This window comes from Algibacter lectus, from assembly GCF_004368925.1.
Taxonomy (GTDB): domain Bacteria; phylum Bacteroidota; class Bacteroidia; order Flavobacteriales; family Flavobacteriaceae; genus Algibacter; species Algibacter lectus.
In genome coordinates, this window is sequence record NZ_SORL01000008.1 from 347,337 (window position 1) to 371,983 (window position 24,647).

General features: G+C 33.0%; 26 protein-coding genes. 11 read left to right on the forward strand and 15 right to left on the reverse strand.

Annotation, left to right across the window (positions count from 1 at the left end):
- Positions 1-5: 5 nt before the first annotated feature.
- From DFQ06_RS09905 to DFQ06_RS09960, 12 genes are all read right to left on the reverse strand, one after another.
- On the reverse strand, positions 6-632 hold the full coding sequence (locus DFQ06_RS09905; protein ID WP_042496030.1) for a carbonic anhydrase family protein: 627 nt from the start codon (positions 630-632) through the stop codon (positions 6-8).
- Positions 633-653: 21 nt separating this feature from the next.
- Positions 654-1,469 (reverse strand): universal stress protein, encoded by an 816-nt coding sequence (locus DFQ06_RS09910; protein ID WP_042496033.1) that lies wholly within the window; start codon positions 1,467-1,469, stop codon positions 654-656.
- Between the two features lie 11 nt (positions 1,470-1,480).
- Positions 1,481-3,073, reverse strand: coding sequence for a SulP family inorganic anion transporter (locus DFQ06_RS09915; RefSeq protein ID WP_074936775.1), 1,593 nt, complete (start codon positions 3,071-3,073; stop codon positions 1,481-1,483).
- 100 nt (positions 3,074-3,173) lie between these two features.
- Complete coding sequence (locus DFQ06_RS09920) at positions 3,174-3,470, reverse strand: hypothetical protein (protein ID WP_074936773.1); 297 nt, start codon at positions 3,468-3,470, stop codon at positions 3,174-3,176.
- Between the two features lie 66 nt (positions 3,471-3,536).
- Positions 3,537-4,295 (reverse strand): tetratricopeptide repeat protein, encoded by a 759-nt coding sequence (locus tag DFQ06_RS09925; protein WP_042496039.1) that lies wholly within the window; start codon positions 4,293-4,295, stop codon positions 3,537-3,539.
- 1 nt (position 4,296) lies between these two features.
- Entirely contained in the window at positions 4,297-6,063 is a 1,767-nt protein-coding gene (locus DFQ06_RS09930; protein ID WP_042496042.1) for a BatD family protein, read from the reverse strand.
- A 65-nt stretch (positions 6,064-6,128) separates the two neighbouring features.
- The gene (locus tag DFQ06_RS09935; RefSeq protein WP_133967491.1) at positions 6,129-6,989 is read right to left on the reverse strand and encodes a tetratricopeptide repeat protein; all 861 of its coding nucleotides are present in this window, start codon (positions 6,987-6,989) and stop codon (positions 6,129-6,131) included.
- A 56-nt stretch (positions 6,990-7,045) separates the two neighbouring features.
- On the reverse strand, positions 7,046-8,083 hold the full coding sequence (locus DFQ06_RS09940) for a vWA domain-containing protein (RefSeq protein WP_042496050.1): 1,038 nt from the start codon (positions 8,081-8,083) through the stop codon (positions 7,046-7,048).
- 89 nt (positions 8,084-8,172) lie between these two features.
- Positions 8,173-9,180, reverse strand: a complete 1,008-nt coding sequence (locus DFQ06_RS09945) for a vWA domain-containing protein (protein WP_042496052.1) — start codon at positions 9,178-9,180, stop codon at positions 8,173-8,175.
- Positions 9,180-10,793, reverse strand: coding sequence for a BatD family protein (locus tag DFQ06_RS09950; protein WP_133968008.1), 1,614 nt, complete (start codon positions 10,791-10,793; stop codon positions 9,180-9,182). The genes DFQ06_RS09945 and DFQ06_RS09950 overlap by 1 nt, the downstream gene beginning before the upstream one ends.
- A 103-nt stretch (positions 10,794-10,896) precedes the next feature.
- A complete protein-coding gene (locus DFQ06_RS09955) occupies positions 10,897-11,763 on the reverse strand; it encodes a DUF58 domain-containing protein (protein ID WP_133967493.1) in 867 nt (288 codons plus the stop codon).
- A gap of 102 nt (positions 11,764-11,865) precedes the next feature.
- Positions 11,866-12,867 (reverse strand): AAA family ATPase, encoded by a 1,002-nt coding sequence (locus tag DFQ06_RS09960; RefSeq protein ID WP_042496053.1) that lies wholly within the window; start codon positions 12,865-12,867, stop codon positions 11,866-11,868.
- A gap of 274 nt (positions 12,868-13,141) precedes the next feature.
- On the opposite strand from DFQ06_RS09960, the gene DFQ06_RS09965 reads away from it, so the two are divergent.
- The 4 genes from DFQ06_RS09965 to DFQ06_RS19660 all read left to right on the forward strand — a co-directional run bounded on the left by DFQ06_RS09965 (position 13,142) and on the right by DFQ06_RS19660 (position 16,187).
- Positions 13,142-13,894 carry an SDR family NAD(P)-dependent oxidoreductase gene (locus DFQ06_RS09965; protein WP_074936762.1) on the forward strand — a complete coding sequence of 251 codons (753 nt, stop codon included), beginning with the start codon at positions 13,142-13,144 and terminating at the stop codon, positions 13,892-13,894.
- On the forward strand, positions 13,891-14,520 hold the full coding sequence (locus tag DFQ06_RS09970; protein ID WP_235833519.1) for an HD domain-containing protein: 630 nt from the start codon (positions 13,891-13,893) through the stop codon (positions 14,518-14,520). The genes DFQ06_RS09965 and DFQ06_RS09970 overlap by 4 nt, the downstream gene beginning before the upstream one ends.
- A gap of 1 nt (position 14,521) precedes the next feature.
- Positions 14,522-15,655 carry an ATP-binding protein gene (locus DFQ06_RS09975; protein ID WP_133967495.1) on the forward strand — a complete coding sequence of 378 codons (1,134 nt, stop codon included), beginning with the start codon at positions 14,522-14,524 and terminating at the stop codon, positions 15,653-15,655.
- Positions 15,656-16,127: 472 nt separating this feature from the next.
- Positions 16,128-16,187: a hypothetical protein gene (locus DFQ06_RS19660; RefSeq protein WP_369441092.1), complete on the forward strand. Its 60-nt coding sequence runs from the start codon at positions 16,128-16,130 to the stop codon at positions 16,185-16,187.
- On the opposite strand, the gene DFQ06_RS09985 is transcribed toward DFQ06_RS19660, so the two are convergent.
- Positions 16,173-16,760, reverse strand: a complete 588-nt coding sequence (locus DFQ06_RS09985) for a riboflavin synthase (protein ID WP_042502417.1) — start codon at positions 16,758-16,760, stop codon at positions 16,173-16,175. The genes DFQ06_RS19660 and DFQ06_RS09985 overlap by 15 nt on opposite strands.
- Before the next feature lie 76 nt (positions 16,761-16,836).
- Here DFQ06_RS09985 and pdxA point away from each other — a divergent pair, with 76 nt between their 5' ends.
- The 7 genes from pdxA (at position 16,837) to DFQ06_RS10020 (ending at position 22,766) form a co-directional block, all read left to right on the forward strand.
- A complete protein-coding gene (pdxA, locus tag DFQ06_RS09990; protein WP_133967497.1) occupies positions 16,837-17,910 on the forward strand; it encodes a 4-hydroxythreonine-4-phosphate dehydrogenase PdxA in 1,074 nt (357 codons plus the stop codon).
- 127 nt (positions 17,911-18,037) lie between these two features.
- The gene (locus DFQ06_RS09995; protein WP_042496061.1) at positions 18,038-18,580 is read left to right on the forward strand and encodes a YceD family protein; all 543 of its coding nucleotides are present in this window, start codon (positions 18,038-18,040) and stop codon (positions 18,578-18,580) included.
- A 9-nt stretch (positions 18,581-18,589) separates the two neighbouring features.
- Positions 18,590-18,790 (forward strand): 50S ribosomal protein L32, encoded by a 201-nt coding sequence (gene rpmF, locus DFQ06_RS10000; RefSeq protein ID WP_042496062.1) that lies wholly within the window; start codon positions 18,590-18,592, stop codon positions 18,788-18,790.
- Positions 18,791-18,970: 180 nt separating this feature from the next.
- A complete protein-coding gene (locus DFQ06_RS10005; protein ID WP_042502415.1) occupies positions 18,971-19,969 on the forward strand; it encodes a beta-ketoacyl-ACP synthase III in 999 nt (332 codons plus the stop codon).
- 25 nt (positions 19,970-19,994) lie between these two features.
- Positions 19,995-20,474, forward strand: coding sequence for an acetyl-CoA carboxylase biotin carboxyl carrier protein (accB, locus tag DFQ06_RS10010; protein WP_042496068.1), 480 nt, complete (start codon positions 19,995-19,997; stop codon positions 20,472-20,474).
- Between the two features lie 91 nt (positions 20,475-20,565).
- A complete protein-coding gene (gene accC, locus DFQ06_RS10015) occupies positions 20,566-21,918 on the forward strand; it encodes an acetyl-CoA carboxylase biotin carboxylase subunit (RefSeq protein WP_074936753.1) in 1,353 nt (450 codons plus the stop codon).
- Between the two features lie 386 nt (positions 21,919-22,304).
- Positions 22,305-22,766 (forward strand): 3-oxoacyl-ACP synthase, encoded by a 462-nt coding sequence (locus DFQ06_RS10020; RefSeq protein ID WP_042496072.1) that lies wholly within the window; start codon positions 22,305-22,307, stop codon positions 22,764-22,766.
- Here the strand turns inward: DFQ06_RS10020 and DFQ06_RS10025 are convergent.
- Both DFQ06_RS10025 and DFQ06_RS10030 read right to left on the reverse strand, forming a co-directional pair.
- The gene (locus tag DFQ06_RS10025; protein ID WP_042496075.1) at positions 22,761-23,381 is read right to left on the reverse strand and encodes an HAD family hydrolase; all 621 of its coding nucleotides are present in this window, start codon (positions 23,379-23,381) and stop codon (positions 22,761-22,763) included. The genes DFQ06_RS10020 and DFQ06_RS10025 overlap by 6 nt on opposite strands.
- A gap of 357 nt (positions 23,382-23,738) precedes the next feature.
- Entirely contained in the window at positions 23,739-24,647 is a 909-nt protein-coding gene (locus DFQ06_RS10030) for an ABC transporter ATP-binding protein (protein ID WP_133967499.1), read from the reverse strand.

The window sequence follows — 24,647 nt, forward strand, 5'->3', positions numbered from 1 at the left end:
AAGTTTTAATAAAAATTAACTGCTCCTGTATTGATATCATACATAGCACCAACAATTTTTATTTCTCCATTCTTTTCCATTTCGGTAAGTATTGGGCTTTCTGCGTGAATTCTATCGATTGTTAATTCAACATTCTTTTTAGATACACTATCAACAAAATCTAAATTTTTAGAATTTCTTAAACCTTCATCTTTAGGCTCTGAAACGGCATTTACCGCTGGAGTTATTTTTTCAATTAATTTAGTTAAGTTACCCATTTCAGCACCATCACAAGCACCTTTAATAGCACCACAACTTGTATGACCTAATACTACAATTAATTTAGTACCAGCAAGTTTACAAGCAAACTCCATGCTTCCTAAAATATCTTCATTTACAAAGTTACCTGCAATACGTACACTAAACACATCACCCAAACCTTGATCGAAAACTAACTCTGCAGACACTCTCGAGTCGATACAACTTAAAATTGTAGCAAAAGGGAATTGCCCTTCACTGGTATCATTTACTTGCTCTAAAAGGTTTCTATTTGCTTTTAAATTTCCTTGAAACCTTTCGTTTCCTTCTTTTAAAAATGCAATAGCTTTATCTGGTGTTAATGTTGCTTGTGTTTCTTTTGTATGTGCTTTCATAATATCTTATTATTTAATTTTTTAAACAGCTAATTTCTGTGTACTACCCGTTATAAATAGTGACACGTTAACATTGTTAATTAAGTTTTTTATTTCAGATTTATCATTTGCTGCGGCATCTGCTTTATCAGCACGGTTTACAAACAATAAATTTACATGGTTTTTCTCTAAATAATCGGCTAATTTTTTAATGGTGTTATCGTTTTTTTCAAACACATAATCAATAGCTTCATTTACAGCATTTTTATCGTCGGCTTCATTTTTACTATTTACCAAATTAAAAGACTTTAATGGTTTGGTAGTATTAGCAAGTACATCTTCCGAAAAGGCTTGATTAAAAACTTGAGATTTCCCATTTAATAAACCAATTTGTAATTCGGTTTCTGGAGCAATCTCATTTTTATTAGAAGTAATTAATACAGGTCCTTCATGCATTTTTAACACAAAATCTGTTACATTATCTCCTATCAAGTTAATTACCTTAGCACTTCTTTTACCTAAAACAATAACATCTGGTTTTGTTGCTTTTATGTAAGCCTCAATTTCCGATTTTACATTACCAATTCCAAAATTAGAAGTAATATTAACATTATACGCTTTGTTTAAAGGCGCTATGGTTTCTTTAATTTTATTTCGAGATTGGTTTTGCTCCTGATTTAATGTGCGCATAGCCGATAATTGACTGTCGCTAGCAATAACATCGGTTGGTTTCTTTACATGAAATAAATCGACCTCAGCATTTATCATTTTTGATAAACTAACAGCACTTATAATCGTGCTGTTTGTATCCTTTTTCAAATCTGAAAGTACTAAGATTTTAAATTTCTTATTTTTCATAGTGATTTGATTTAGCTTAAACTTAGGTTAGACTTTTCTCTTTCGTTAAAAAACTTAATAAAACTTGATGGGTTTTCTACTACACCACGTTTAGAGACAAGTTTAATATCGATGTTTCTTTCCTCAGCCTTTAGCAAGAAATCTTCTAAAATTTCAATAATATCATTATCTAGGTACCTTGTTTTTATTAAGTTAATTTCTAAATAAGTATCAATAGGTAAGCTATCTAATTCTTTTAAAATGGCTCCTTTATTGAAAAAAGTAACTTCTTCCGCTAAGGTCATTTTAATTTTATGTTTTCCGTTACTATTATCTTCAATATGAAGAAAATGCGAGTTTTGGTAACTCTTTAAAAGAATAACCACAATACCAACAGCTAACCCTAAACCAATACCCCAAAGTAAATCGATAAAAACAATACCTAAAACAGTTACCGTAAAAGGAATAGATTGCTTCCAGCCTAATTTATGCATTTTAACAAACAAACTCGGCTTAGCTAACTTATAACCAACCACTAATAAAATTGCTGCTAAAACAGACAACGGAATCATGTTTAGTAATTTCGGGATAACCACTACAGATATTAACAATAAAAAACCGTGGATAATAGTCGATAATTTTGACATACCACCAGATTGAATATTTGCAGAACTACGCACAATTACTTGTGTAATAGGTAAACCACCTATTAAACCAACAATAATATTACCTGTACCTTGCGCTAATAATTCACGGTTAGTAGGTGTTACGTTTTTATGCGGATCTAATTTATCGGTAGCCTCAACACTTAATAAAGTCTCTAAACTAGCAACTAAAGCAATTGTAAAAGCAACCACCCAAACATCTGGATTTGTAATTGCTGCAAAATTTGGGAAACTAAATTGCCCAAGGAAAGAAGAAAAATCTTCTGGAATTGGCACACTTACCAAATGAGATGATGCAATACCTAATGTATCGTGATTTTGCGTTAATGCGAAATAAACAATACCAGCAACAACAGCTACTAAAGGCCCTTGAATTACTTGAAATATTTTAGCCTTTTTAGCAAGTACCTTATCCCAAAAAAGGATAATTCCTAAACCAATTAAACCAATAACTAAAGATCCTAAAATAATATGATCTGTAATATTGAAAATAGCCGAAAAGGTATTTTCACCAGAACTTTCAACAAAACTATCGGCACCTTCTAACTCGGCATCGTAACCAAAAAAGTGCGGGATTTGTTTTAAGATAATAATAATACCGATACCGGTTAACATCCCTTTAATTACTGAAGACGGAAAATAATACCCAATAACCCCAGCTTTTAAAATGCTAAAAATAATTTGAATAACACCACCTAAAACAACTGCAACCAAAAAGTTTTCATAACTCCCTAAACTACTAATAGCAGCTAAAACAATAGCAGCTAATCCGGCAGCTGGACCACTAACTCCTAGTTTAGACCCACTTAAACTACCAACAACAACACCACCGACAACACCGGCAATAACTCCTGAAAACAGTGGCGCACCACTAGCTAATGCAATACCTAAACATAATGGTAATGCAACGAAAAATACAACTATACTCGCAGGTAAGTCGCTCTTAATATTTTTAAACATAGATAAATTCACTTTGGCCGAAGCGTTATTCTTCAGCAATTTTAATAATTTTTAATACTCGAATGTTATTGAGCACAATAGTTCAATAACTAATAAATTATTAAGCGAATTTTGGGGGAGGAGAAATTAAATTAAGATACGGTTTCGAGTAGTTTTTAACATAATAACTTAAATGAATTGCTTCTTCAGCTAAGCTTATAAAACCCTCGTGATCTTGATTTTCTAAAATAATGTCTTGTACATTTTTACTTTTTGGATGGCCGTTTTCTTCTTCCTCTGCCATAGAGAAAAACAACGATATATCTACCGAATTATCAACCATAGCAATTATGGTTGGTGTCGATAAAAACACCACAAACGCAAACAAAAAGAATATGGAAACTACGTTTCTCGACATTAATTTTTAAAATTTTATCAACCGCTAATATACTATTTAAATTTTATGGTGATAAAAATTTACCTATTAAAATGCTGTTAATGTTTTAATATCCTCGGATGCAAGCCATCCTGTTTTACCATCGGATAACTTAATTTTCCTCCAATTATCAACAGAATCTATAACCTGAACCTTAGTACCTTCATGAAGCCTAAAAGACTCTTCACTACGTAAATTAGGCTCACTTTTAACCTGAGTTTCTTGAGCAAAAACTATAGCAGGTTTATCTTTTTTATCTAAAGCATACTTTTGAAAAGCAAACACTAAACTTACACACAACAAGATTAATGATATAGTACTACCTACAAAAGTTAAACGCTTACGCACTGTAGTATAAGCAAAATAATAGATTAAAAACAATATTACAAACAGAAACACTAGCACTACTGCTGTTTTCGCCCAAGCATCAAAACTCATGCTGTGCGTTATGCTTTTAAACAACTTTGAGAACCCAACCTCTGGCACCACACCTATGGCATCTACCGTCATGTTTTTAGCAAAGGCTAAGTTATTTTTAATGTCTTTATCTTTTGGAGCTAATTGCAACGCTTTTTCGTAATAAAATATGCTTGGCGCAATATTATTAAGCTTATAATGTGCGTTTGCAAGATTATAATATAAATCGGCAGAATGCTTTTTAGTATTTAAAATTGCATCATATTTCTGGATAGCTTCAGCGTATTTACCTTCATTATACAAAGCATTACCTTGCTTAAAAAGCGCATCGCTTTGAGCAAATAACCCTAAACTGAACAAAAACGAAAGTATGTATAATAACTTCTTCATATTAACGAGCTTGTTTATCAATTAACGAAATAGTTTTAGCTGCTTTATCAAAATCGTCTTGCATAGTTACAATGTCGATTGGAGTATAACGCGCTAACTCACAACTCTCCAAAATACCTTTAAAATCTTTAATTACCTCAGCATCCACTTGCTTCTTCAATAGTAATTCTTCAATTTTATCTTTACTTAATTCGTTGGTTTCTATATGTAATTTTGCCTTTAAGTAATTATGCAAGGCTTTCTCTAAGGCGATATAAAAAGCTTCTTTTTGACCTAAAGATTTTTTAGCATTACTTAAATACTTTTTAGCTAGCTTATCTGCTTTTCTAATACGGTTTCCATAAACATCGGCATCGCGACTTGCTTTTTTATTACGGAAAACAATTGCAATTGGAATCAATAAAAACGGCAGCAACAACAAGCTCCAAAATAAATTGGTTTTAAAGAAATAGCTTGGTCTTATACTCGTAAAATTTGTTTTAGTTTTTATAAAAGCAAATTGGTCGTTACTTAAAACCACAGCTTGTTTATTACTTGTAGTGTTAGTTTCACTAGTACTTACATTGTTTAACGGACCGTTTTGAACATCTATAATAATTTCATCGGAGTTTAATCGTTTATACGACTTGCTCTTTAAATCGAAATAAGAAAAAGAAATACTCGGTATTGGATATTTACCTTTATACTGCGGCACGACCGTATAACTATCGGAAATATCACCTTGCATACCCGCTGAATTCGTTTTTACATTCTCGGTATGTTCTGGCTCATAAACCTCTAAAGAACTCGGTAATGACAGCTTAGGTAGCTTAAACAGTTTTAAATTCCCATTACCTTTTACTCCTACTTTTATTTGAAGTGATTCCGAAGCATCTAACACTTGTTTAGAACTTGATACATCGAAACTAAAACTACCAACAGCACCTGTAAAATCTGCTGGCTTGCCTTGTTCTGGCAATGACTTAACAGAAATAGTTTGGTTACCTGCCGATACAACTTTGCTAACGCGCGTCATTATAGCGCCACCAAAAATATCACGACGATTGGTTGGCACACGCATAGAAAGATTTAAGGTAAGCGGTTCTATATTTAATTCTCCTGTTTTTTGTGGATACAATACTGTTTTACGAAGTACTAAATAGCGATAATCTTCACCTTTGTAAGTTCCGTTTTGAACTTTTTGACCCTGCGTGTTAATATTTTGGCTCCAAAAATCGTTATATCTAGGACTATCTACTTCATTCCAATTATCCACTGCGATATTTGGCGATACATAAAGTTTGTAAACTACAGAAATAGCTTCATTTAAATATGGATTGGTTTTAGATATTTCGGCAACCAAATGAATATTTTCTGAAGCAATAAAATTTGGATCGTTAGGATCCTTAGGTTTATCTACAGCTGCAGTAACTGTAACTTTTACTGGAACCGTTTTATACACCGTACCATCTATAACAATGGTAGCCTGAGAAATGGTAAAATTACCTCGGCTTTTTGGCGTTAAAAAGTATGTATATGTTTTTTTATAAGTACGCACGCCATTAATCCAAGAGTTACTTACGGATTGGTTAGGGCCACTTACATTAAAGCTTGAAAAATCGGGTGGCGTAAAATTATCGCCATCTTTATTCATTTCAAAATCGATACGTAAACGCTCGTTTACGCCTAATGATTTCTTACTGACTTTGGCTTCAAATTTAACCTGAGCAGAAGCCATACTTGTAATTAGTATGAAAAATATTATAGATATGTGTTTTACTAATTTCATGTTTTAAATTTAAAAATCTTTCCGAATTTTAAAATACTCTAGACAACTGAAAACGGACTGCTAAACTACCAATCCTTATCGGTTTTAACCTTAACACCCTTTACTTTTTCGGCATTCATTTTTTCTTGAACGGCTTGTTCTTGATTATTCATGGCTTCCAGCAAGTTTTTTATTTGCTGTGGAGACATTTGTCCGGGCTGTGGTTTTGGCTGCTGTTGCTCTTTTTTATCTTGATCACCATCTTTACCTTTATCTTCCTTTTCATCTTTAGGCTTGCCCTCATCATCTTTTTTATCGTCGCCTTCCTTCTCGTCCTTATCGCCTTCGTCCTTTTTATCGTCTTTATTCTCGTCGTCGCCTTTATCTTTATTTTCCTTGTCTTCCTTATTGTCTTTATTATCCTTCTCGTCTTTTTGATCTTCGTTTTTATCTTCTTTATCGTCCTTATTTTGGTCTTCTTGATCTTGCTGCTGTTTAGCGCACTCTTTAGCCAAACCTAAATTATACCGCGTTTCATCATCGGCAGGATTATTTCTTAAGGCACTTTTAAAAGCTTCAACAGCTTCTTTACATTTTTTACCTTTCATTAAAATAGTTCCTATGTTATGGAAGGCTTTATGTTTTTCAGATTTCGATGTTGTTGTCGTAGCAGCCTGCTCTAACCTAAAAATAGCCTCATCAAAACTTCCTTTGGTGTAATAAGCATTACCTAAATTATAAGCGCCTGCAATACTTTTTGGGTTTTCGGAAATCGCTTTTCTATATTCCATTTCGGCTAAAACATAATCGTCCTCATTCACTAAGTTATTCCCTTCGTAAACAAAATCGTTCGCCTTTTTAAGCGCTAATAACTGTGTCTTTTCTTCTTCTTGAGAAAAAGAAGAAAGACTTACCAATAAAACTATAAGTGTTGCTAAGTATTTCATTTTTAAATCCTTCTATCTAAGATAAAAAACTCAGATTTTTTTTGTTGTTAATGAAACTATAAATTCTCATTAAATAAATTCAATTTTTTCAACCAACCTGTTTTTCTCTCTAACAAGAAAACATCTATTAGTAATAAGAAAATCCCTAACCCTAAAAACCATTGAAATTGATCTTTAAAATCGGCGAATTGTTTGGCTTCAAACTCTGTTTTGTCCATACCGTTTAATATTTCACGAATATGTTCAACAACATCATTTGTATTTTTCCCGTTAATGTAAGCACCATTAGCTTCTTCGGCAATTTTCTTTAAGGTGTCTTCATTTAAACGCGTAATTACCGTTTCACCTTGATTGTCTTTTTTATAATTTAAAACAATACCATTTCTTTTAATAGGAATTGGGCCTCCTTTTAAATCTCCCACACCAATGGTAAATATCTTGATACCTTGCTCACTAGCTTGTTCAGCGTAAGCTAAAGCATCTTCACTATGATCTTCCCCATCTGAAATAATGATTAAAACACGATTGGTTTGCTCTTCATTATCAAAATAAGTGGTTGCTAATTTTATGGCTTCGTTTATCGCTGTTCCTTGCGAAGACAGCATATCGGTATTCATGTTGTTTAAAAACATTTTAGCCGATCCATAATCTGTAGTTATAGGTAACTGCGGAAATGCTTTACCTGCGTATGCAATAATACCAACACGATCACTAGCTAAATTATTGATAATTTGCGTTACCAATTGTTTAGATTTCTCTAACCTGTTTGGTGCAATATCTTCGGCTAACATACTTTTAGAAACATCGACTGCAAAAACAATATCGACTCCTTCACGTTTAACCGTTTCTAGTTTTGTACCCACTTTTGGGTTTACCAAAGCAATAGTTAAACACAAAAAAGCCAAACTTAAAACTACCACTTTTAAAATGGATTTAAACAACGATTTATTCGGGCTTAAACGCTTTAAGAGTTCCTTATCGGCAAACTTTTTTTGTGTACGGTATCTCCAAAATTGAAGTAACAAAAACAGCACAATTATTACAGGAATAATTGCTAGCGTCCAAAACCATATTTTTTCTTCTAATTGAAACATGTATCAGTTTTCAGTTTTTCAATATTCATTTCGCAGTTAAGCTCGATGCTTAAATTTGTTTATCGAGTTTGCCGCTGTCTAACTTCTGTTTAAACAAAACTCTTAAATAATGTATTACGTAAAAGTAATTCTAACAACAACAAGAACCCTGCTAAGAGTACTAATGGCCTATATTTTTCTTCGTAATTATAAAATTTAAACTCTTCAACATCTGTTTTTTCAAGCTTATTGATTTCGCTATAAATTTCTTCTAATTTTTTATTATTTGTCGCTCTAAAATATTTCCCACCAGTTGCGGTAGCAATTTCTTTTAATAGCGTTTCGTCTATTTCTACTTTAATTCTGCCGTATTGAAACTGCCCAGTTCTAGGGTCGATAGCCACAGGTGATAATGCCATACCATTTGTACCTAAACCAATAGTGTAAGTTTTAATACCGTATTCTATAGCTAATTCGCTAGCAATTTTTGGATCTATAAATCCTGAATTATTAACACCATCGGTTAGCAAAATAATAACTTTACTTTTCGCTTTACTATCTTTTAATCTATTTACCGATGTAGCTAACCCCATACCGATAGCGGTTCCGCCTTCAATAATATTATTATACTCAATACTTTTTAAAGAGCGCAATACAATAGCTTTATCACTAGTTATTGGTGTTTTGGTATAACTTTCTCCTGCATATTCCACCAAACCAATTCTATCGTTGGGACGGCCTTTAATAAATTCTGCAGCAACTTCTTTTAAGGCATCTAATCTATTTGGACGTAAATCTTTAGCCAACATACTAGCCGAAACATCTATAGCCATTACAATATCGATACCACGTGTTGTTTTGGTTTTAGACGAAACATCTACGGTTTGCGGTCTAGCCAACGCCATAATTAACAACGTTAAAGCCAATAAACGTAACACAAACATGATAGGCTTAAGCTTAGTTAACCAAGAACTAGTTACTTTAAAACCTTTTAAACTAGACATTTTTAACTCTGCCGTTTGCTTATTGCGTTTAAACACATACCATACAATTACCAAAGGCAAAAGCAAGAACAACCAGAAAAACTCTTTATTTACAAACTCGATCCCTTCAAACATTATTCTTCTGCTTTTTTAAGTTCAACTGAATTTAAAATACGCTCCACAATTTTGTCGGCATACTCATCAGTTTTATTCCATACAATGGAAATACGTTGTAAAATATTTTTAGATGAAAATTGTAAAATAACATATTGTCCTTCGTAAAATTCATCGGAATTTAAAATAGGGAAACTCGCCGTACCATGAGTTTTTAAACCTTCAGCACCGTTTGGAGTTGTAAACTTATCGTTTAAAACAGAAATATCGGTAACACCAGCTTGCTCTAATTGTTTTATTGCACCATTTTGAGCCTGTTCTAAATCGATATCTTCTTCTGGATTGGCTTGTTTTAAAATTATTGTAGATACATCTACACTAAAGAAATTTAACAAACTACCGTAACTAAAACTCGTAACACTCATTTGAGCTTGTGCTTCTTCTGGAAGCTCTACCGTATTACGCTTTAAAACCTTTGGAGTTGTAATATTAATTGGAGGCACACCGTATGCACTAGTTACCCAATCACCCTCTAAAAGCTCAATACTATCGTGACCAATAATGGTATCTTTAACATAAGAAAAACCATATTTTAAAGAAAAACCAACAAAGGTTGCAATCATTAAAAACACAGCAATAACTACGGTTAAAATAATTTTATTACGCTTCTTTTTACGTGCTTGTTCTTCTCTATATTTTTCGTCTAAAAGCTTTTCTTCCTCTGTAGGTTCTGGCAAGGCTTCTTTTACGTGATCTATTTCTATATCAATTGTAGTTCTATCAATTTTTGCCAATTCAATATCCGGAGCAGATTTAGCAAACTTCACTAAATCGGCGCGTTTTAATATGCTTTCTAAATTTTTAATATCCTCTTTACTTAAATCGACTTGATTCCCTTCCTTTAGGATGTTTAATCGTTTAATAAGTTCATCAGTTGTGCTTTCTAAGGCGCGATCGTAAACCTTTTCATCTAAATATTTTCTAATAATAAAAGTTAATTCAGAATAGTAATCTTTTAAGTTCTCTTGTTCTAAATATGGACTTTCATCTAAATTCTTTAAAGCTAATTTTGCTCGATCGTACGGTGGTAATAAGGCTATTTTTTCCTCTTCGGAAAGTGGTTTTTTACGCCAAATAAACCAATACAAAAGAAAACCTACTGCACTAATAATTAAAAGCGTAATTAATAAATACTTCCACCAATTACTAGCCGATTTTTCAACTTCAATAATGGGTTTAATATCGTAAAGCCCCTGTTTTGTTGTATCTATAACAACATTATTAACTTCAACCTTAAGCGAATCGGTAAAAAAAGTTTTTGTACCAATAATAATTTTTTGTCTAGGAATAGTATAAGAACCCGAATCGAATTGAGTTAAGCCGTATTTTTTAACAAGATTGTATTTGTCTTTATTTTTTAAAGTATCTACCGCATAAGATTCAATCATTTCTAAAGGAGAAAACGATTGCCCTTCCGGAAAAACAACTAAACTTGTAGTATCGGTTTCAACTTGGATATGATACGTAATTTGTTCACCAATTTTTATAGATGTAGAATCTATTGCCGATGTAACTTGAGAAAAAGACAATAGAGAACATAGAAAAAAGAAACTAAAGGCGATTACAGCACGCATTCTGGTAATTTTTGAGCGACCTACGGCCAACTCCTGTTTATTTAATTCTATATTATGTAGCGTAATTTGTCTCACTTTTATTTTTTTTAACTGCTAATACTAATTATGCTCTATGTTTAAAATAGCCCAATAATTTTTTTACATAACTTTCGTCAACACGGCAATCTATAGCGCCTGCTCCCGATTTGGTGAAACTTTCTTTATAATATTTTGCCTTTTCGTGGTAAAACTTGTTGTAATTCTTACGTACGGTTTTAGATGATGTATTGACTAGCATAAGCTCGCCTGTTTCTTCATCTTGCATTTGTACAATACCTAAATTAGGGATATCCTCTTCACGTTTATCGTAAACCCTAATACCAGTAACATCGTGTTTTTTAGCCACAATTTTCATGGTTTGATGGTAATCGTCCGCAATAAAATCTGAAAGCACAAAAGCAATCACTTTTTTCTTCATAACACTTTGCATGAACTTTAAAGCTTCGACTAAATTGGTTTGTTTGCTTTCTGGCTTAAACTCTATTAATTCACGAATAATACGAAGTACATGCGAACGTCCTTTTTTAGGCGGAATATACAACTCTACCTTATCGGAAAACAAAATAAGTCCAATTTTATCATTGTTCTGTGTTGCAGAAAAAGCTAAAGTTGCTGCAATTTCTGTTACAACTTCATTCTTAAATTGATTTTCGGTTCCAAAAAGTTCTGATCCAGAAACATCAACCATAAGCATCATGGTAAGTTCGCGCTCTTCCTCAAAAACCTTTACATAAGGCTCATTGTAACGAGCGGTTACGTTCCAATCTATATTTCGAACATCGTCGCCAAAATTGTATTGGCGAACTTCACTAAAAGTCATACCACGTCCTTTGAAAGTCGAATGATATTCGCCTCCAAAAATATGATCAGACAGCCTACGCGTCTTAATCTCAATTTTTCGTACTTTTTTTAGTAATTCTTTAGTATCCATGTTTTCAGTTTGCAGTGTGCAGTCTTCAGTTAGCAGTCAGAACATATCAGAATTCAAGTAAGCGACTACCTACTGAAAACTGATTTACTACCAGTAACATCTTTATGGTACTTCAATTTCGTTTACAATTTTAGTAATAATATCTACAGAGGTTACATTCTCTGCTTCTGCCTCGTAAGTAATACCAATTCTGTGACGTAACACATCGTAAACTACAGCGCGAACATCTTCTGGTATTACATAACCACGACGTTTAATAAAAGCGTAACATTTAGCTGCAGTTGCTAAGTTAATACTACCACGTGGTGATGCTCCAAAGGAGATTAGTGGTTTTAAATCGTTAAGCTTATATTTTTCTGGATAACGTGTCGCAAAAATAATATCTAATATGTATTTTTCAATTTTTTCATCCATGTAAACCTCACGAGAAGCTTCTTGCGCTCTTAATATTTGCGCTACCGAAACCACAGGATTTACTTTTTCCCAAGATCCTTTTAGATTAGAACGCATAATAAGTTGTTCTTCATCTAATTTTGGGTAATCTATAACTGTTTTTAGCATAAAACGATCGACTTGAGCTTCTGGTAAAGGATATGTTCCTTCTTGCTCAACCGGATTCATAGTCGCCATTACTAAAAATGGTTTATCTAATTTAAAGGTTTCATCACCAATAGTAACCTGCTTTTCTTGCATAGCCTCTAAGAGTGCTGATTGCACTTTCGCTGGCGCTCTGTTAATCTCATCGGCCAATACAAAGTTTGCAAAAATAGGTCCTTTCTTTATCGAGAAATCATTAATTTTCATATTGTAAATTAATGTACCCGTAACATCGGCTGGTAATAAATCTGGTGTAAACTGAATACGACTAAAACTACCATCAACCGCTTGTGCCAAGGTATTAATAGCTAATGTTTTTGCTAATCCTGGAACACCTTCTAATAAAATATGTCCTTGCCCTAACAAACCAATAAGTAAACGCTCGACCATATGTTTCTGGCCCACAATTACTTTGTTCATTTCCAGCATCAGTAAATCAACAAAAGCACTTTCTTTTTCGATTTTCTCGTTTATGCTCTTAATATCAATTGTACCTGTATCTTCCATTATTTTTATTAATTAAAAAGCCTAATATACAGCCCTTATTTGAGTCGTGCAAATTGTTAATTTTTTTCGTGAGATGCTGTTAAAAATTGGTTAAAAATTAAAGTAAATTCAATGTTTTCGCACTTTAACCTATTATTATGATAAGAATTTCTTAATTATTTTTCAATTCGTTTTACAAAAAAGACATATATCCATAATTTTTCATCAAAGCTATTATCATAAAATTGTTTTAAGTATTTTTATACAAGAATTAAATGACGATAAATTAACAAGCATGACAAGAACAGCCCTAATTACAGGCGCAACAAGCGGCATAGGTGAAGCAACAGCCTATGAATTCGCTAAAAACGGGATAAAATTAATAATCTGCGGCAGACGACTAGAACGACTAAACACGATACAAAAAGCACTAGAACGCTTAACCGATGTACACATTTTAAATTTCGACATTCGCAATAAGCAAAGCGTTATTGACGCTATTGAAAATCTACCAAAAGCCTTTAAAAACATAGACATACTAATTAACAATGCTGGTAACGCCCACGGATTAGACCCTATAAACGAAGGAAACCTTGATGATTGGGACGCCATGATGGATATCAACGTAAAAGGCCTGCTCTATGTAAGCAAAGCTATTATTCCACAAATGACGGCTCGAAAATCTGGACATATTATAAACATAGGATCTTCCGCAGGAAAAGAAGTTTACCCTAACGGAAATGTTTACTGCGCAACAAAACATGCTGTTTTGGCTATTACCGAAGGTATGCGTATAGATTTAAATCCGTTCGGAATTAAAGTTGGCGCTGTTAACCCTGGCATGGTAGAAACCGAATTTTCGCAAGTACGTTTTAAAGGCGATCCTACAGCCAACAATGTTTACAAAGGCTTTAAAGCGCTACAAGCTAAAGATGTTGCCGATGTAATTTATTTCGCAATTTCCAGACCCGCACACGTAAACCTTGCCGACATTTTAATGTTTTGTACTGCACAAGCAAGCAGCACTATTGTTAATAAAGAGTCATGATCGATTCCCTAAAACATCAATGGTTTCAGTTAGCAACAAAATATACTAAAGATAATATTTTAACTGAATCTTTATGGATAGAAATTAAAACACAATATGAGCTTAATGCGAGGTATTACCACAATTTCTCACATATAGATGCCATGCTAAAGCAAGCTGAAACACACAAAGAGACTATAGAAAATTACAACGCTTTTTTATTTGTAATTTGGTATCATGATATTATTTACAAACCAACCAAACAAGACAATGAATCTCAAAGCGCTGTTTTAGCTAAAAAAAGACTTAAAAAACTACATTTAAAGCAAAACACATTAGAAAACATTGAACAATTAATCATTTCAACTAAAAAACATGAAATTATTTTAGATAAAAATAAAGACAACGCACTCCTTCTAGATATCGATTTATCAATTTTAGGAAGCGACTGGAAAACCTACCAAAAATACACAGAGAACATCAGGAAAGAGTATCGCATTTACCCTAGTTTCATTTATAATAAAGGAAGAAAACAAGTACTAGAACACTTCTTACAACGCGAAACCTTATTTTTTACACAACCTTATCAATCTAAACTTGAAACTCAAGCTAGAAAAAATATTTTAAAAGAAATAGAACTCCTATAAAATGATTAATAAACGCCTTCTCATAAAACACCTATTAGCTCACAATGACGAGAACAGTTTTTATGATAAAAAGCGAAAAATTGATATTGGACACAAAGAAGGAAAAGCGAAATTTTTAAAACACGTTTGCGCTTTATCAAATAGCAATCCAAAAAACAACTCGTATATAGTTATAGGTGTTGAAGATGAAGACAACAAAATTATAGGTGTAGATTTTTTTGATGACAGCAAAATTCAGAATTTAATAAACGCCTATTTAACAAACCCACCAATAGTACAATACGAAAACATTCCGTTCCCACACTTACCAGACCATAAAGTTGTTGGCTTAGTAACCATTAGACCAACAGGAAAATTAACATCTTTACGTAAAAATGTATGGAAATATTACGGAGGCTCTGTATTTTTTAGAGACGGCAGCATAAGTATGCCAAAAGTGTTCGATACAGATATTAAAGATGTAAATTCTAAAATTGTTGAAGCTATAGAGAAAAATGCGCAAAACAATATAGAACACACATTAGACGGTGTTTTCGATTTTATGAAGAAACGAGTAGACTACAACCCAAAATACAAAGTATTTAAAGAATATTTTGTAATGTGCTGGGCCGGACAAAAGAAAACAACAAAAGATCAAACTTACTATTCACGAGTTGACATTAAACTTATAAACGAACAAGTTTTGTTGTTTTTTTCAGCATTAGACGAAGTATCTATCAATATAACAGAGGACGCCTTTAAAATTATTGAATACGTTAATCTTGGATTTCAGAATTCTAATAAATACTATCCTTTAGAAGAAACCATTATTAAATTTGAAAATAATGCGAGCTATAGCATTGACACCAAACTCCTCTTTGAACCACCACAATATGATAAAAAAGTCCTGCATCATATTTACAACGCCAACAATGCCATTTTAGAAAAACTAAAAAAAGGACATCAATTAACCAAAGCAGAAGAGACCGATCTAAAAAACCTACCCGTAACCTACTTAATATGTTATTTAAATCTATTTCATGAAGCTATAGATAAACTCAACGAAGCCAAGCCTTATTTAAAAACATACAACGGAGAAATATACACCTTATATAAAGAAACGATAAGAGTCTTAAGAAAAATTAAATACAGTTAAAGTAAAATTGTTAACCATATATTAACCTAGAAATTCATTTACTTCAAAAAATAACACTATTTTTGTAATGCTATTAATCTTTTTAAGATATAAACCTTGATTCTGTTTTTAATTTTTAAACACAGTTCAAGGTTTTTTTTTGCAATAGAGCGACACAACCACCTGTATTTTAATCATAAACATACTTTTCAACAAATAAAAACGTTAATCAAATACCATTTTCAAACTTCAAAAAAACGTATTTCATCGATGTTTTAAGTGGTTTTATGGATATATTTTTTTAATTTATGAGCTTTATGCTTTGTAATTTGGCTTTTTTTAATATTTTTACCGCACAATGACAATACAAAATAAAAGAATATTTGCCTCAATCTTATTTGTATTAATAAGTTTTGTATGCACCGCTCAAGGAGGAGGTATGCCACCCCCACCAGTTACACCACCCATAGGTTTACCTATAGACGGAGGAGTAATAGCAGGAGCATGCTTCGCCATATTATATGGTGCAAAAAAACTATTAAAGCGAAGCTAGTTTAGCCACATACTTCCCTAATACATCAAATTCTAGATTAACCACACTACCTTTTTTAAAGGTATTAAAATTGGTATGCTCATAAGTATACGGAATAATAGCTACACTAAAACTATCCTTTTTAGAATTAACAACGGTTAAACTTGTACCATTTACAGTTACCGACCCTTTTTCAATAGTTAAGTTTTTATTTTCATCAAAATTATAACTAAAAGTAAACACCCAACTTCCGTTAGCTTCCTCAACATTTGTACAAATAGCGGTTTGATCTACATGCCCCTGAACAATATGCCCATCCAAGCGATCCCCCAACTTCATAGCACGCTCCAAATTCACCTTATCATTAACCTTTAAGGTATTTAAGTTTGTTTTATCAAGTGTTTCTTTAATTGCTGTAACGGTATATTCGTCATTATCTATAGCAACAACCGTTAAACAAACCCCGTTGTGAGCCACACTCTGATCTATTTTTAATTCCGAAGTTATTCCGCTTTTAACGGTAATATGCAGATTATCTAATTCTTTTTTTAGGCTTGAAACTTCACCTATATCTTCAATTATTCCGGTAAACATAGTATTATCTGTTTATTTAGTTAAATTTGCAACAGCAATTGAATTTCAAAATTACAAACAAAAGTTGTCTTTTTTAATGAAGCAAGCAGAAAATATAATAGTAGGAATATCTATAGGAGACCTAAATGGTATTGGTGGAGAAATTGTTTTAAAAACTTTTGAAGACGAAAGAATTTTAGATTTCTGTACACCAGTTATTTTTGCATCTATTAAAGTAATGAGTTTTTTAAAAACTCATTTTAACTCAAGCATAAATTTCCACAGTATAAATAGCGTAAACCAAATTACTACAGGAAAAGTAAATGTATTTAACGCATGGAAAGAACCTGTAAAAATTAATTTCGGTCAAGAAGACTTAAAAATCGGAGAATTTGCCGTTAAATCTTTAGCATCGGCAACACAAGCCTTAAAAAATGGTGATGTTGATATTTTAGTTACCGCTCCAATCAATAAACACAATATTCAGTCTGAAGATTTTAATTTCCCAGGACATACCGATTATTTAGCACAAGAATTAGAAGGCGAAAGCTTAATGTTTATGGTAACCGATACGCTTAGAATCGGCTTACTTACAGATCACGTACCGGTAAAAGATGTTTCAACACATATTACAGCCGAGTTAATTCAGCAAAAAATAGCAACCGTGTACAAATCTTTAGTTACAGATTTCAACATACAAAAACCCAAAATTGCTGTTCTAGGTATAAATCCACATACAGGAGACAACGGCGTTATTGGTAGTGAAGATGACGATGTATTAAGACCAACATTGAAAAAAATTAAAGAATCAGGCAAACTTGTTTACGGCCCTTATGCTGCCGATAGTTTTTTTGGATCTAATAACTATAAAAATTTCGATGCCATAATTGCATCATACCACGACCAAGGTTTAATACCTTTTAAAACATTATCTTTTGGTCAAGGAGTGAACTTTACAGCAGGTTTAAATAAAATTCGCACCTCACCAGACCATGGTACAGCTTACGAAATTGCAGGAAAAGGCGATGCAGACGAAAACTCATTTAAAGAAGCTTTATTCAGTGCTTTAAAAATATACAAGAACCGAAGTCAATTTGAAGAGCTAACTTCAAACCCATTAAAAAAAGCACCACGAAACGAACGCAGTAAAAACTATAAAGACAGGCAGTAAGTAGCTGTTTTCCATAGCAAATACGCTGTATTGCAACATAAAAGAAAGATATAAACAAAAAAATGTTTATAAGTAACGCCACGTAAATAAAAATTTATATATTTGCAGGCTCAAATTAGAAGTGATAATGAAGCCATTAAAAGAGTTTACAATTCCATTTGTAGGGTTAAAGATCGGCAAACATCAATTTAATTTTGATATTAAAGAAACGTTCTTTGAACATTTTGAGTATGAAGATTTTAACAGTGTAAAGGTTAAAGCAGATGTGATTTTAGAAAAAAAATCAACATTGCTTGAGCTGAACTTTAAAATCTCTGGTTTTGTTAACATAAATTGTGATTTAACAAACGAACCCTACGACCAAATTATTGAAAACGATTTCAATTTGGTAGTTAATTTTGGAGATGAATACAACGATGAAAATATCGATATTCTAATATTACCTCACGGTACTTACGAAATTAGCATACAGCAATACATTTACGAACTAATTGTATTAGCTGTACCAATTAAACGTGTTCATCCAGGTGTAGAAGATGGGACATTAGATTCCGACATACTTGAAAAACTAGAAGAATTAAGCCCTGGGCTTAAAGAAAAAAACGAACAAAACGAGGATGATATAGATCCTCGCTGGAATACATTAAAGAAATTATTAACGGATAAATAAACATATAAAATGGCACATCCTAAAAGAAAAATCTCGAAAACAAGAAGAGATAAAAGAAGAACACATTACAAAGCAACTGCGCCACAGATTGCTACTTGCCCTACAACAGGTGAGCCTCATTTATACCACAGAGCACATTGGCATGAAGGTAAATTATACTATAGAGGTCAAGTATTAATTGACAACTCAGAAGTAGAAAACGTAGCATAATAACTATGCACGCATATAATAAAACACTCATTTATGAGTGTTTTTTTTATGAAATGACTTTTCGAATAGCAAAAAAACGTAAATTGCGTAAAATTCCACTCAATTTGCGTGGTTTTTAAAACAATTTTGAGCGTTTTTGTTCAATTTTAATGATTTTTCAGTCAAACCAACTAAAAAGTTATGAGTAAAATCTCTGCAGCCATTACAGCTGTTGGCGCTTATGTGCCCGAATACGTATTAACCAATCAGATCCTTGAAACGATGGTTGATACAAACGATGAATGGATTACTTCTAGAACAGGAATTAAAGAACGTCGTATTCTAAAAGACGACGGTAAGGGTACCTCGTACCTCGCTATAAAAGCTGCCCAAGACCTAATTAACAAAAAAGGTATTGATCCCAAAGATATAGAACTTGTTATAGTTGCTACGGCAACTCCAGATATGAAAGCTGCCTCTACGGCATCATTTACAGCATCAGAAATTGGTGCTACAAATGCTTTTTCTTTCGATATGGATGCAGCATGTTCTAGTTTCTTATTTGGTATGTCTGTTGCTGCAAGTTATATTGAAACTGGCCGTTACAAAAACGTATTATTAATTGGAGCCGATAAAATGTCTTCAATTATTAATTATAAAGACAGAGCCACTTGCATTATTTTTGGCGATGGCGCTGGAGCCGTTCTTTTTGAACCAAACGAGGAAAACCTAGGTTTACAAGATGAGTATTTAAGAAGTGATGGAACCGGACGTGAGTTTTTACAAGCTACTTACGGAGGATCATCACATGCCTTAACTCACGATATATTAGACGAAGGCGGACATTACGCTTTTCAAGAAGGTAGAACCGTTTTTAAAAATGCCGTTTTTAATATGGCCGATGCTGCCGAAAAAATATTAAAGCGTAACAACTTAAATAAAGACACTGTAGATTGGTTAGCCGCACATCAAGCAAACAAACGTATTATTGATGCTACAGCAAACCGTATGGAATTAGCACCTGAAAAGGTAATGATTAACATAGAAAAATACGGTAACACAACATCTGCAACCCTTCCATTGTTAATAAATGATTACGAATCGCAACTTAAAAAAGGAGATAATGTTATCTTTGCCGCTTTTGGAGGCGGATTTAACTGGGGTTCAATTTATTTAAAATGGGCTTATAATTCAAAGTAATAACCAACCTTAAAACACCAAAATTATGGATATAAAAGAGATTCAAAACTTAATCAAATTTGTTGCAAAATCTGGAGCAAGCGAGGTTAAACTAGAAATGGATGATATTAAAATCACCATTAGAACAGGTTCAGAGTCCGATACAACTATCGTGCACCAAGTTCCTGCAACTCATCAAATGCCACAAATAGCACAACCAGTAGCAGCTCCTGTACAAACAGAAGCAGCAGCTCCTGTTGCAGCACCGGCAGACGAAGATTCAAAATATATAACTATTAAGTCACCAATTATTGGTACATTCTATAGAAAACCATCTCCAGATAAACCTTTATTTGTTGAAGTAGGTCAAACTATTGCAGAAGGTGACGTACTTTGTATTATTGAAGCTATGAAACTTTTCAATGAAATTGAATCTGAAGTTTCTGGTAAAATAGTAAAAATATTAGTAGACGATTCTTCACCAGTAGAATTCGACCAACCATTATTCTTAGTAGATCCATCTTAATTTGAAGTTTAAAGTTTAAAGTCTAAAGTCTAGCACCGCGTGTTAAACTTATATTCTCATAAACCATAAACTCTTAAACTCATAAAAAGATATGTTTAAAAAAATATTAATTGCCAATAGAGGGGAAATAGCACTACGTGTTATCAGAACCTGTAAAGAAATGGGCATAAAAACGGTTGCCGTATACTCTACTGCAGATGCCGAAAGTTTACACGTAAAATTTGCAGACGAAGCCGTATGTATTGGCCCAGCAGCAAGTAGCGAGTCTTACTTAAAAATGTCAAATATTATATCTGCGGCAGAAATAACAAACGCAGATGCCATTCACCCAGGATACGGTTTTTTATCAGAAAACGCTAAGTTTTCTAAAATATGTGAAGAACACGGTATTAAATTCATTGGTGCATCTCCAGAGATGATTGATAGAATGGGAGATAAAGCAAATGCTAAAGAAACCATGAAAGCTGCCGGTGTACCTTGCGTACCAGGAAGTGATGGTATTATTGAAACCTTTGAAGATTGCATACGTATAGCCGAAGAAACTGGCTACCCTGTAATGTTAAAAGCCTCTGCCGGTGGTGGTGGTAAAGGTATGCGTGGCGTTTTTAAACCAGAAGATCTTAAAGATGCCTGGGATTCTGCTAGACAAGAATCTAAAGCAGCCTTTGGAAATGACGATATGTACATGGAGAAGCTTATTGAAGAGCCTCGCCATATCGAAATCCAAATTGTAGGCGATTCTAACGGTAAAGCCTGTCACTTATCAGAAAGAGACTGCTCAATCCAACGTCGTCATCAAAAATTAACAGAAGAAGTTCCATCGCCATTCATGACGACAGCTTTACGTAAAAAAATGGGAGAAGCTGCTGTAAAAGCATCAGAATACATTAAATACGAAGGCGCAGGAACAATAGAATTCTTAGTGGATAAGCACCGTAACTTCTACTTCATGGAAATGAACACTCGTATCCAAGTAGAACACCCAATTACAGAGCAAGTAATCGATTTTGATTTAATTCGTGAGCAAATTTTAGTAGCTGCAGGCGTGCCAATTTCAGGTAAAAACTACACACCAAAATTACACTCTATAGAATGTCGTATCAATGCTGAAGATCCATTTAACAACTTTAGACCTTCACCAGGATTAATAACTACACTACACGCGCCAGGAGGCCATGGTGTACGCTTAGACACTCATGTTTACGCAGGTTATGCTATCCCACCAAACTACGATTCTATGATTGCAAAGTTAATTACAACAGCGCAAACTAGAGAAGAAGCCATTAACAAAATGAAACGTGCGTTAGATGAATTCGTTATCGAAGGCATCAAAACAACTATCCCGTTCCATAGACAATTAATGGATCATCCAGATTATTTGGCAGGTAACTATACCACGGCCTTCATGGACGATTTTGTAATGCAAAAACAAATTGAAGAATAAATATTTAAAACTCCGGAAATCATTTTCGGAGTTTTTTTTGCTTAAAAATCAGCATATTATTCGGGCGTTACCACAAGGGTCGGGCTTTCCGCTATATCTTTATTTGTGCAATTCCATATCATAAACTATCACTATTTTTTTACATCAAATAAAAGGCTTCACAACAAACTTGTAGGTCTTTTTAGCATAAAAAAAGGATGCCGCATCAATCCCTAACGCAAATTTAGGCTACATCAAAAAACAGTAAATTAACAAGACACAGCCGTTTTATTGAAAAAAAACAATCCATTTATCATAACAACTACGGTATTTACAAAACCCTATAAGCATCTTCATTATTACAATAAAAATACATTATTTTAGTCGCCCGGAATACGCAAAACCTCATGAAAGAAGCATTAGACATTAAGCAAAACTTATTTAACCTCTGTTTAGAGTCTATAGATTCTAGATTCCAAACCATACAAAATACCATTAACGAAATCCAGGAATCTTTAACTTCCGAAACCAAAAGTAGCGCAGGCGACAAGCACGAAACAGGCCGAGCTATGTTGCAATTAGAACGTGAAAAAGCAGGAAATCAATTAGCCGAAATTAACAAAACCAAAGTAGCCCTTTCTAAAATTGATGTATCAACAACATCACAAACAGTAGGTTTAGGCAGTGTAATTTATACTAATCAAGCTAATTATTATATCGCAATTAGTGCTGGCGAGTTAACGTACAACAATCAAAAATTCTACGCCATATCTCCTAACACACCCATTGGTATATTATTAATGGGCAAAACAATTAACGACGCTATTACATTTAGAGTGCAAAATTTTAAAATAAAATCGGTATTATAATACTTGGCTCGCAAAATCAGACAGTAAATTATAATCTTTTACATGGAAAGTCTGTATACCTAAGTTCTCCGCAGCCTTGATATTATCAATCGAGTCATCAATAAAAATAGATTCTTCCGGTTTTAAATTGCTATCCTTCAAAAGAAAATTAAAAATACCTGCATCTGGTTTTCTAATCTTTACTTCGTGTGAATAATATGCTTTTGTAAACAAATTATTGAATTTATAACCATTTGCAGTTTCAAATTCATCTAAAAAATGCTTCTGATGAATAGCATTTGTATTACTCAAAAGATAAAGATTATACTTTCCTTTTAAACTTTCTATAAATGCAATACGCGCTTTTGGCATATCTAAAATCATAGCATTCCAAGCGACTTTAATAGCTTCATGATTTGGTGCTTTACTCGATAATTTAAATAAAGCCTCGAGAAACTCTTCTTTAGAAATCTTACCTATTTCAAAATCATAAAAAAACGAATACTCGTAATGGTGTCCTGTTTTATTCACAATATTATCAATTCCAATAGTCTGCAATTCACTAATGGTTTTCGGAACATCTAAATTCAAAATAACACCGCCTAAATCGAAAATAATATTTTTTATAGTTTTCATTTGTAAGTTTCTTCTTTGTGAATAATAGCGCTAAGCTCAATACGTAACCAAAAATAAAGAAATAGAATGAAACAAATAAAGCGCACGCCCAATACTTTATTATTAAAATTTTTACAAAAAAACAGGAAAATCACCCTTTTAATATAGGGCAATGCCCTAACCGAATAAACGTGCCCTTTATTTACTTTTACAGTATCATTAATCGATTACACGAATAGTAATACAGAATAAAAGAAAAAAAATTAAGAAGAAGAAAACATAAATCTACCTTACTAAACCTATATTAATTTTAACCTATTATCAACAAAAAAAGAGTGACGATTGCCCCCATAATCTTCATTCTTTTTTTGTTTTAATCTAGTTAATCACAAGGCAAACCTCAGTATCTACATCAAGAGGTTTTTTATGCTCAAAGAACACCAGCTCTCCATTTAAATCAGCTCCTATTAAATAATAATGGCCTTTAAAATAAGTTTGTTTCACTCTAACTTTCAAACTAGAATCTTCAACCACTTCAAGCTGATGAGCATAAATAATTTTATTATCTATAACATTAAACTCTCCAAAAAATGATGCTATTAAAGGTGTTTTAGGGTTTTCAAAAAGATCTTCGGGAGCGCCTTCCTCTTCTACTTCATGGTTATTTAAAATTAACATTCTATCAGCAAAACCTAATACATCTTCTTTGTCGTGGGTGGCAACAACACAAGCAATATTTTTCAGTTTTAAATATTTAAAAACATTACGGCGTAAAGACTGTTTTTTGAAGTTATCAATATGACTAAACGGTTCGTCTAGCAACATAATTTCAGGTTCTTTAGCCAAAGCTCTAGCCAAAGCAACACGTTGTTTTTGTCCGCCACTTAAGGTTTTCACTTTCACTTTCGCAAAAGCAGTAAGTTCTACAACTTCAAGCAATTCTTTAATGCGTTCTTGTTTTTCTTCAGGATAAAAGTTAGATAAAAAAGCACCTATATTTTCGGCAACCGAGGTAAAAGGCATTAAATCGAACTCTTGCGCTACATACTTCATAAAATCGTAACCAACTACCAAGTTATATTTAGGACCAAGAATTTCAGTGTCTCGCCAAAAAAGGCGTCCTGAATTTAAATCGAATTCACCATAAAGCAATTTTAAAAGCGTGCTTTTACCAGAACCACTTTCTCCAATAATAGAAAGCTGTTCTCCTGCTTTTACTGAAAAAGAAATATTTTTTAAAATCTCTGTTTTTTGATAAGAAAAAGAAATATTATTGACTTGCAGCAT

Bases quoted from the DNA above. Each gene is read 5' to 3' on its own strand.
- DFQ06_RS09905 (WP_042496030.1), bottom strand. From the start codon at position 632: ATGAAAGCACATACAAAAGAAACACAAGCAACATTAACACCAGATAAA.
- DFQ06_RS09910 (WP_042496033.1), bottom strand. From the start codon at position 1,469: ATGAAAAATAAGAAATTTAAAATCTTAGTACTTTCAGATTTGAAAAAG.
- DFQ06_RS09915 (WP_074936775.1), bottom strand. From the start codon at position 3,073: ATGTTTAAAAATATTAAGAGCGACTTACCTGCGAGTATAGTTGTATTT.
- DFQ06_RS09920 (WP_074936773.1), bottom strand. From the start codon at position 3,470: ATGTCGAGAAACGTAGTTTCCATATTCTTTTTGTTTGCGTTTGTGGTG.
- DFQ06_RS09925 (WP_042496039.1), bottom strand. From the start codon at position 4,295: ATGAAGAAGTTATTATACATACTTTCGTTTTTGTTCAGTTTAGGGTTA.
- DFQ06_RS09930 (WP_042496042.1), bottom strand. From the start codon at position 6,063: ATGAAATTAGTAAAACACATATCTATAATATTTTTCATACTAATTACA.
- DFQ06_RS09935 (WP_133967491.1), bottom strand. From the start codon at position 6,989: ATGAAATACTTAGCAACACTTATAGTTTTATTGGTAAGTCTTTCTTCT.
- DFQ06_RS09940 (WP_042496050.1), bottom strand. From the start codon at position 8,083: ATGTTTCAATTAGAAGAAAAAATATGGTTTTGGACGCTAGCAATTATT.
- DFQ06_RS09945 (WP_042496052.1), bottom strand. From the start codon at position 9,180: ATGTTTGAAGGGATCGAGTTTGTAAATAAAGAGTTTTTCTGGTTGTTC.
- DFQ06_RS09950 (WP_133968008.1), bottom strand. From the start codon at position 10,793: ATGCGTGCTGTAATCGCCTTTAGTTTCTTTTTTCTATGTTCTCTATTG.
- DFQ06_RS09955 (WP_133967493.1), bottom strand. From the start codon at position 11,763: ATGGATACTAAAGAATTACTAAAAAAAGTACGAAAAATTGAGATTAAG.
- DFQ06_RS09960 (WP_042496053.1), bottom strand. From the start codon at position 12,867: ATGGAAGATACAGGTACAATTGATATTAAGAGCATAAACGAGAAAATC.
- DFQ06_RS09965 (WP_074936762.1), top strand. From the start codon at position 13,142: ATGACAAGAACAGCCCTAATTACAGGCGCAACAAGCGGCATAGGTGAA.
- DFQ06_RS09970 (WP_235833519.1), top strand. From the start codon at position 13,891: ATGATCGATTCCCTAAAACATCAATGGTTTCAGTTAGCAACAAAATAT.
- DFQ06_RS09975 (WP_133967495.1), top strand. From the start codon at position 14,522: ATGATTAATAAACGCCTTCTCATAAAACACCTATTAGCTCACAATGAC.
- DFQ06_RS09985 (WP_042502417.1), bottom strand. From the start codon at position 16,760: ATGTTTACCGGAATAATTGAAGATATAGGTGAAGTTTCAAGCCTAAAA.
- pdxA (WP_133967497.1), top strand. From the start codon at position 16,837: ATGAAGCAAGCAGAAAATATAATAGTAGGAATATCTATAGGAGACCTA.
- DFQ06_RS09995 (WP_042496061.1), top strand. From the start codon at position 18,038: ATGAAGCCATTAAAAGAGTTTACAATTCCATTTGTAGGGTTAAAGATC.
- rpmF (WP_042496062.1), top strand. From the start codon at position 18,590: ATGGCACATCCTAAAAGAAAAATCTCGAAAACAAGAAGAGATAAAAGA.
- DFQ06_RS10005 (WP_042502415.1), top strand. From the start codon at position 18,971: ATGAGTAAAATCTCTGCAGCCATTACAGCTGTTGGCGCTTATGTGCCC.
- accB (WP_042496068.1), top strand. From the start codon at position 19,995: ATGGATATAAAAGAGATTCAAAACTTAATCAAATTTGTTGCAAAATCT.
- accC (WP_074936753.1), top strand. From the start codon at position 20,566: ATGTTTAAAAAAATATTAATTGCCAATAGAGGGGAAATAGCACTACGT.
- DFQ06_RS10020 (WP_042496072.1), top strand. From the start codon at position 22,305: ATGAAAGAAGCATTAGACATTAAGCAAAACTTATTTAACCTCTGTTTA.
- DFQ06_RS10025 (WP_042496075.1), bottom strand. From the start codon at position 23,381: ATGAAAACTATAAAAAATATTATTTTCGATTTAGGCGGTGTTATTTTG.
- DFQ06_RS10030 (WP_133967499.1), bottom strand. From the start codon at position 24,647: ATGCTGCAAGTCAATAATATTTCTTTTTCTTATCAAAAAACAGAGATT.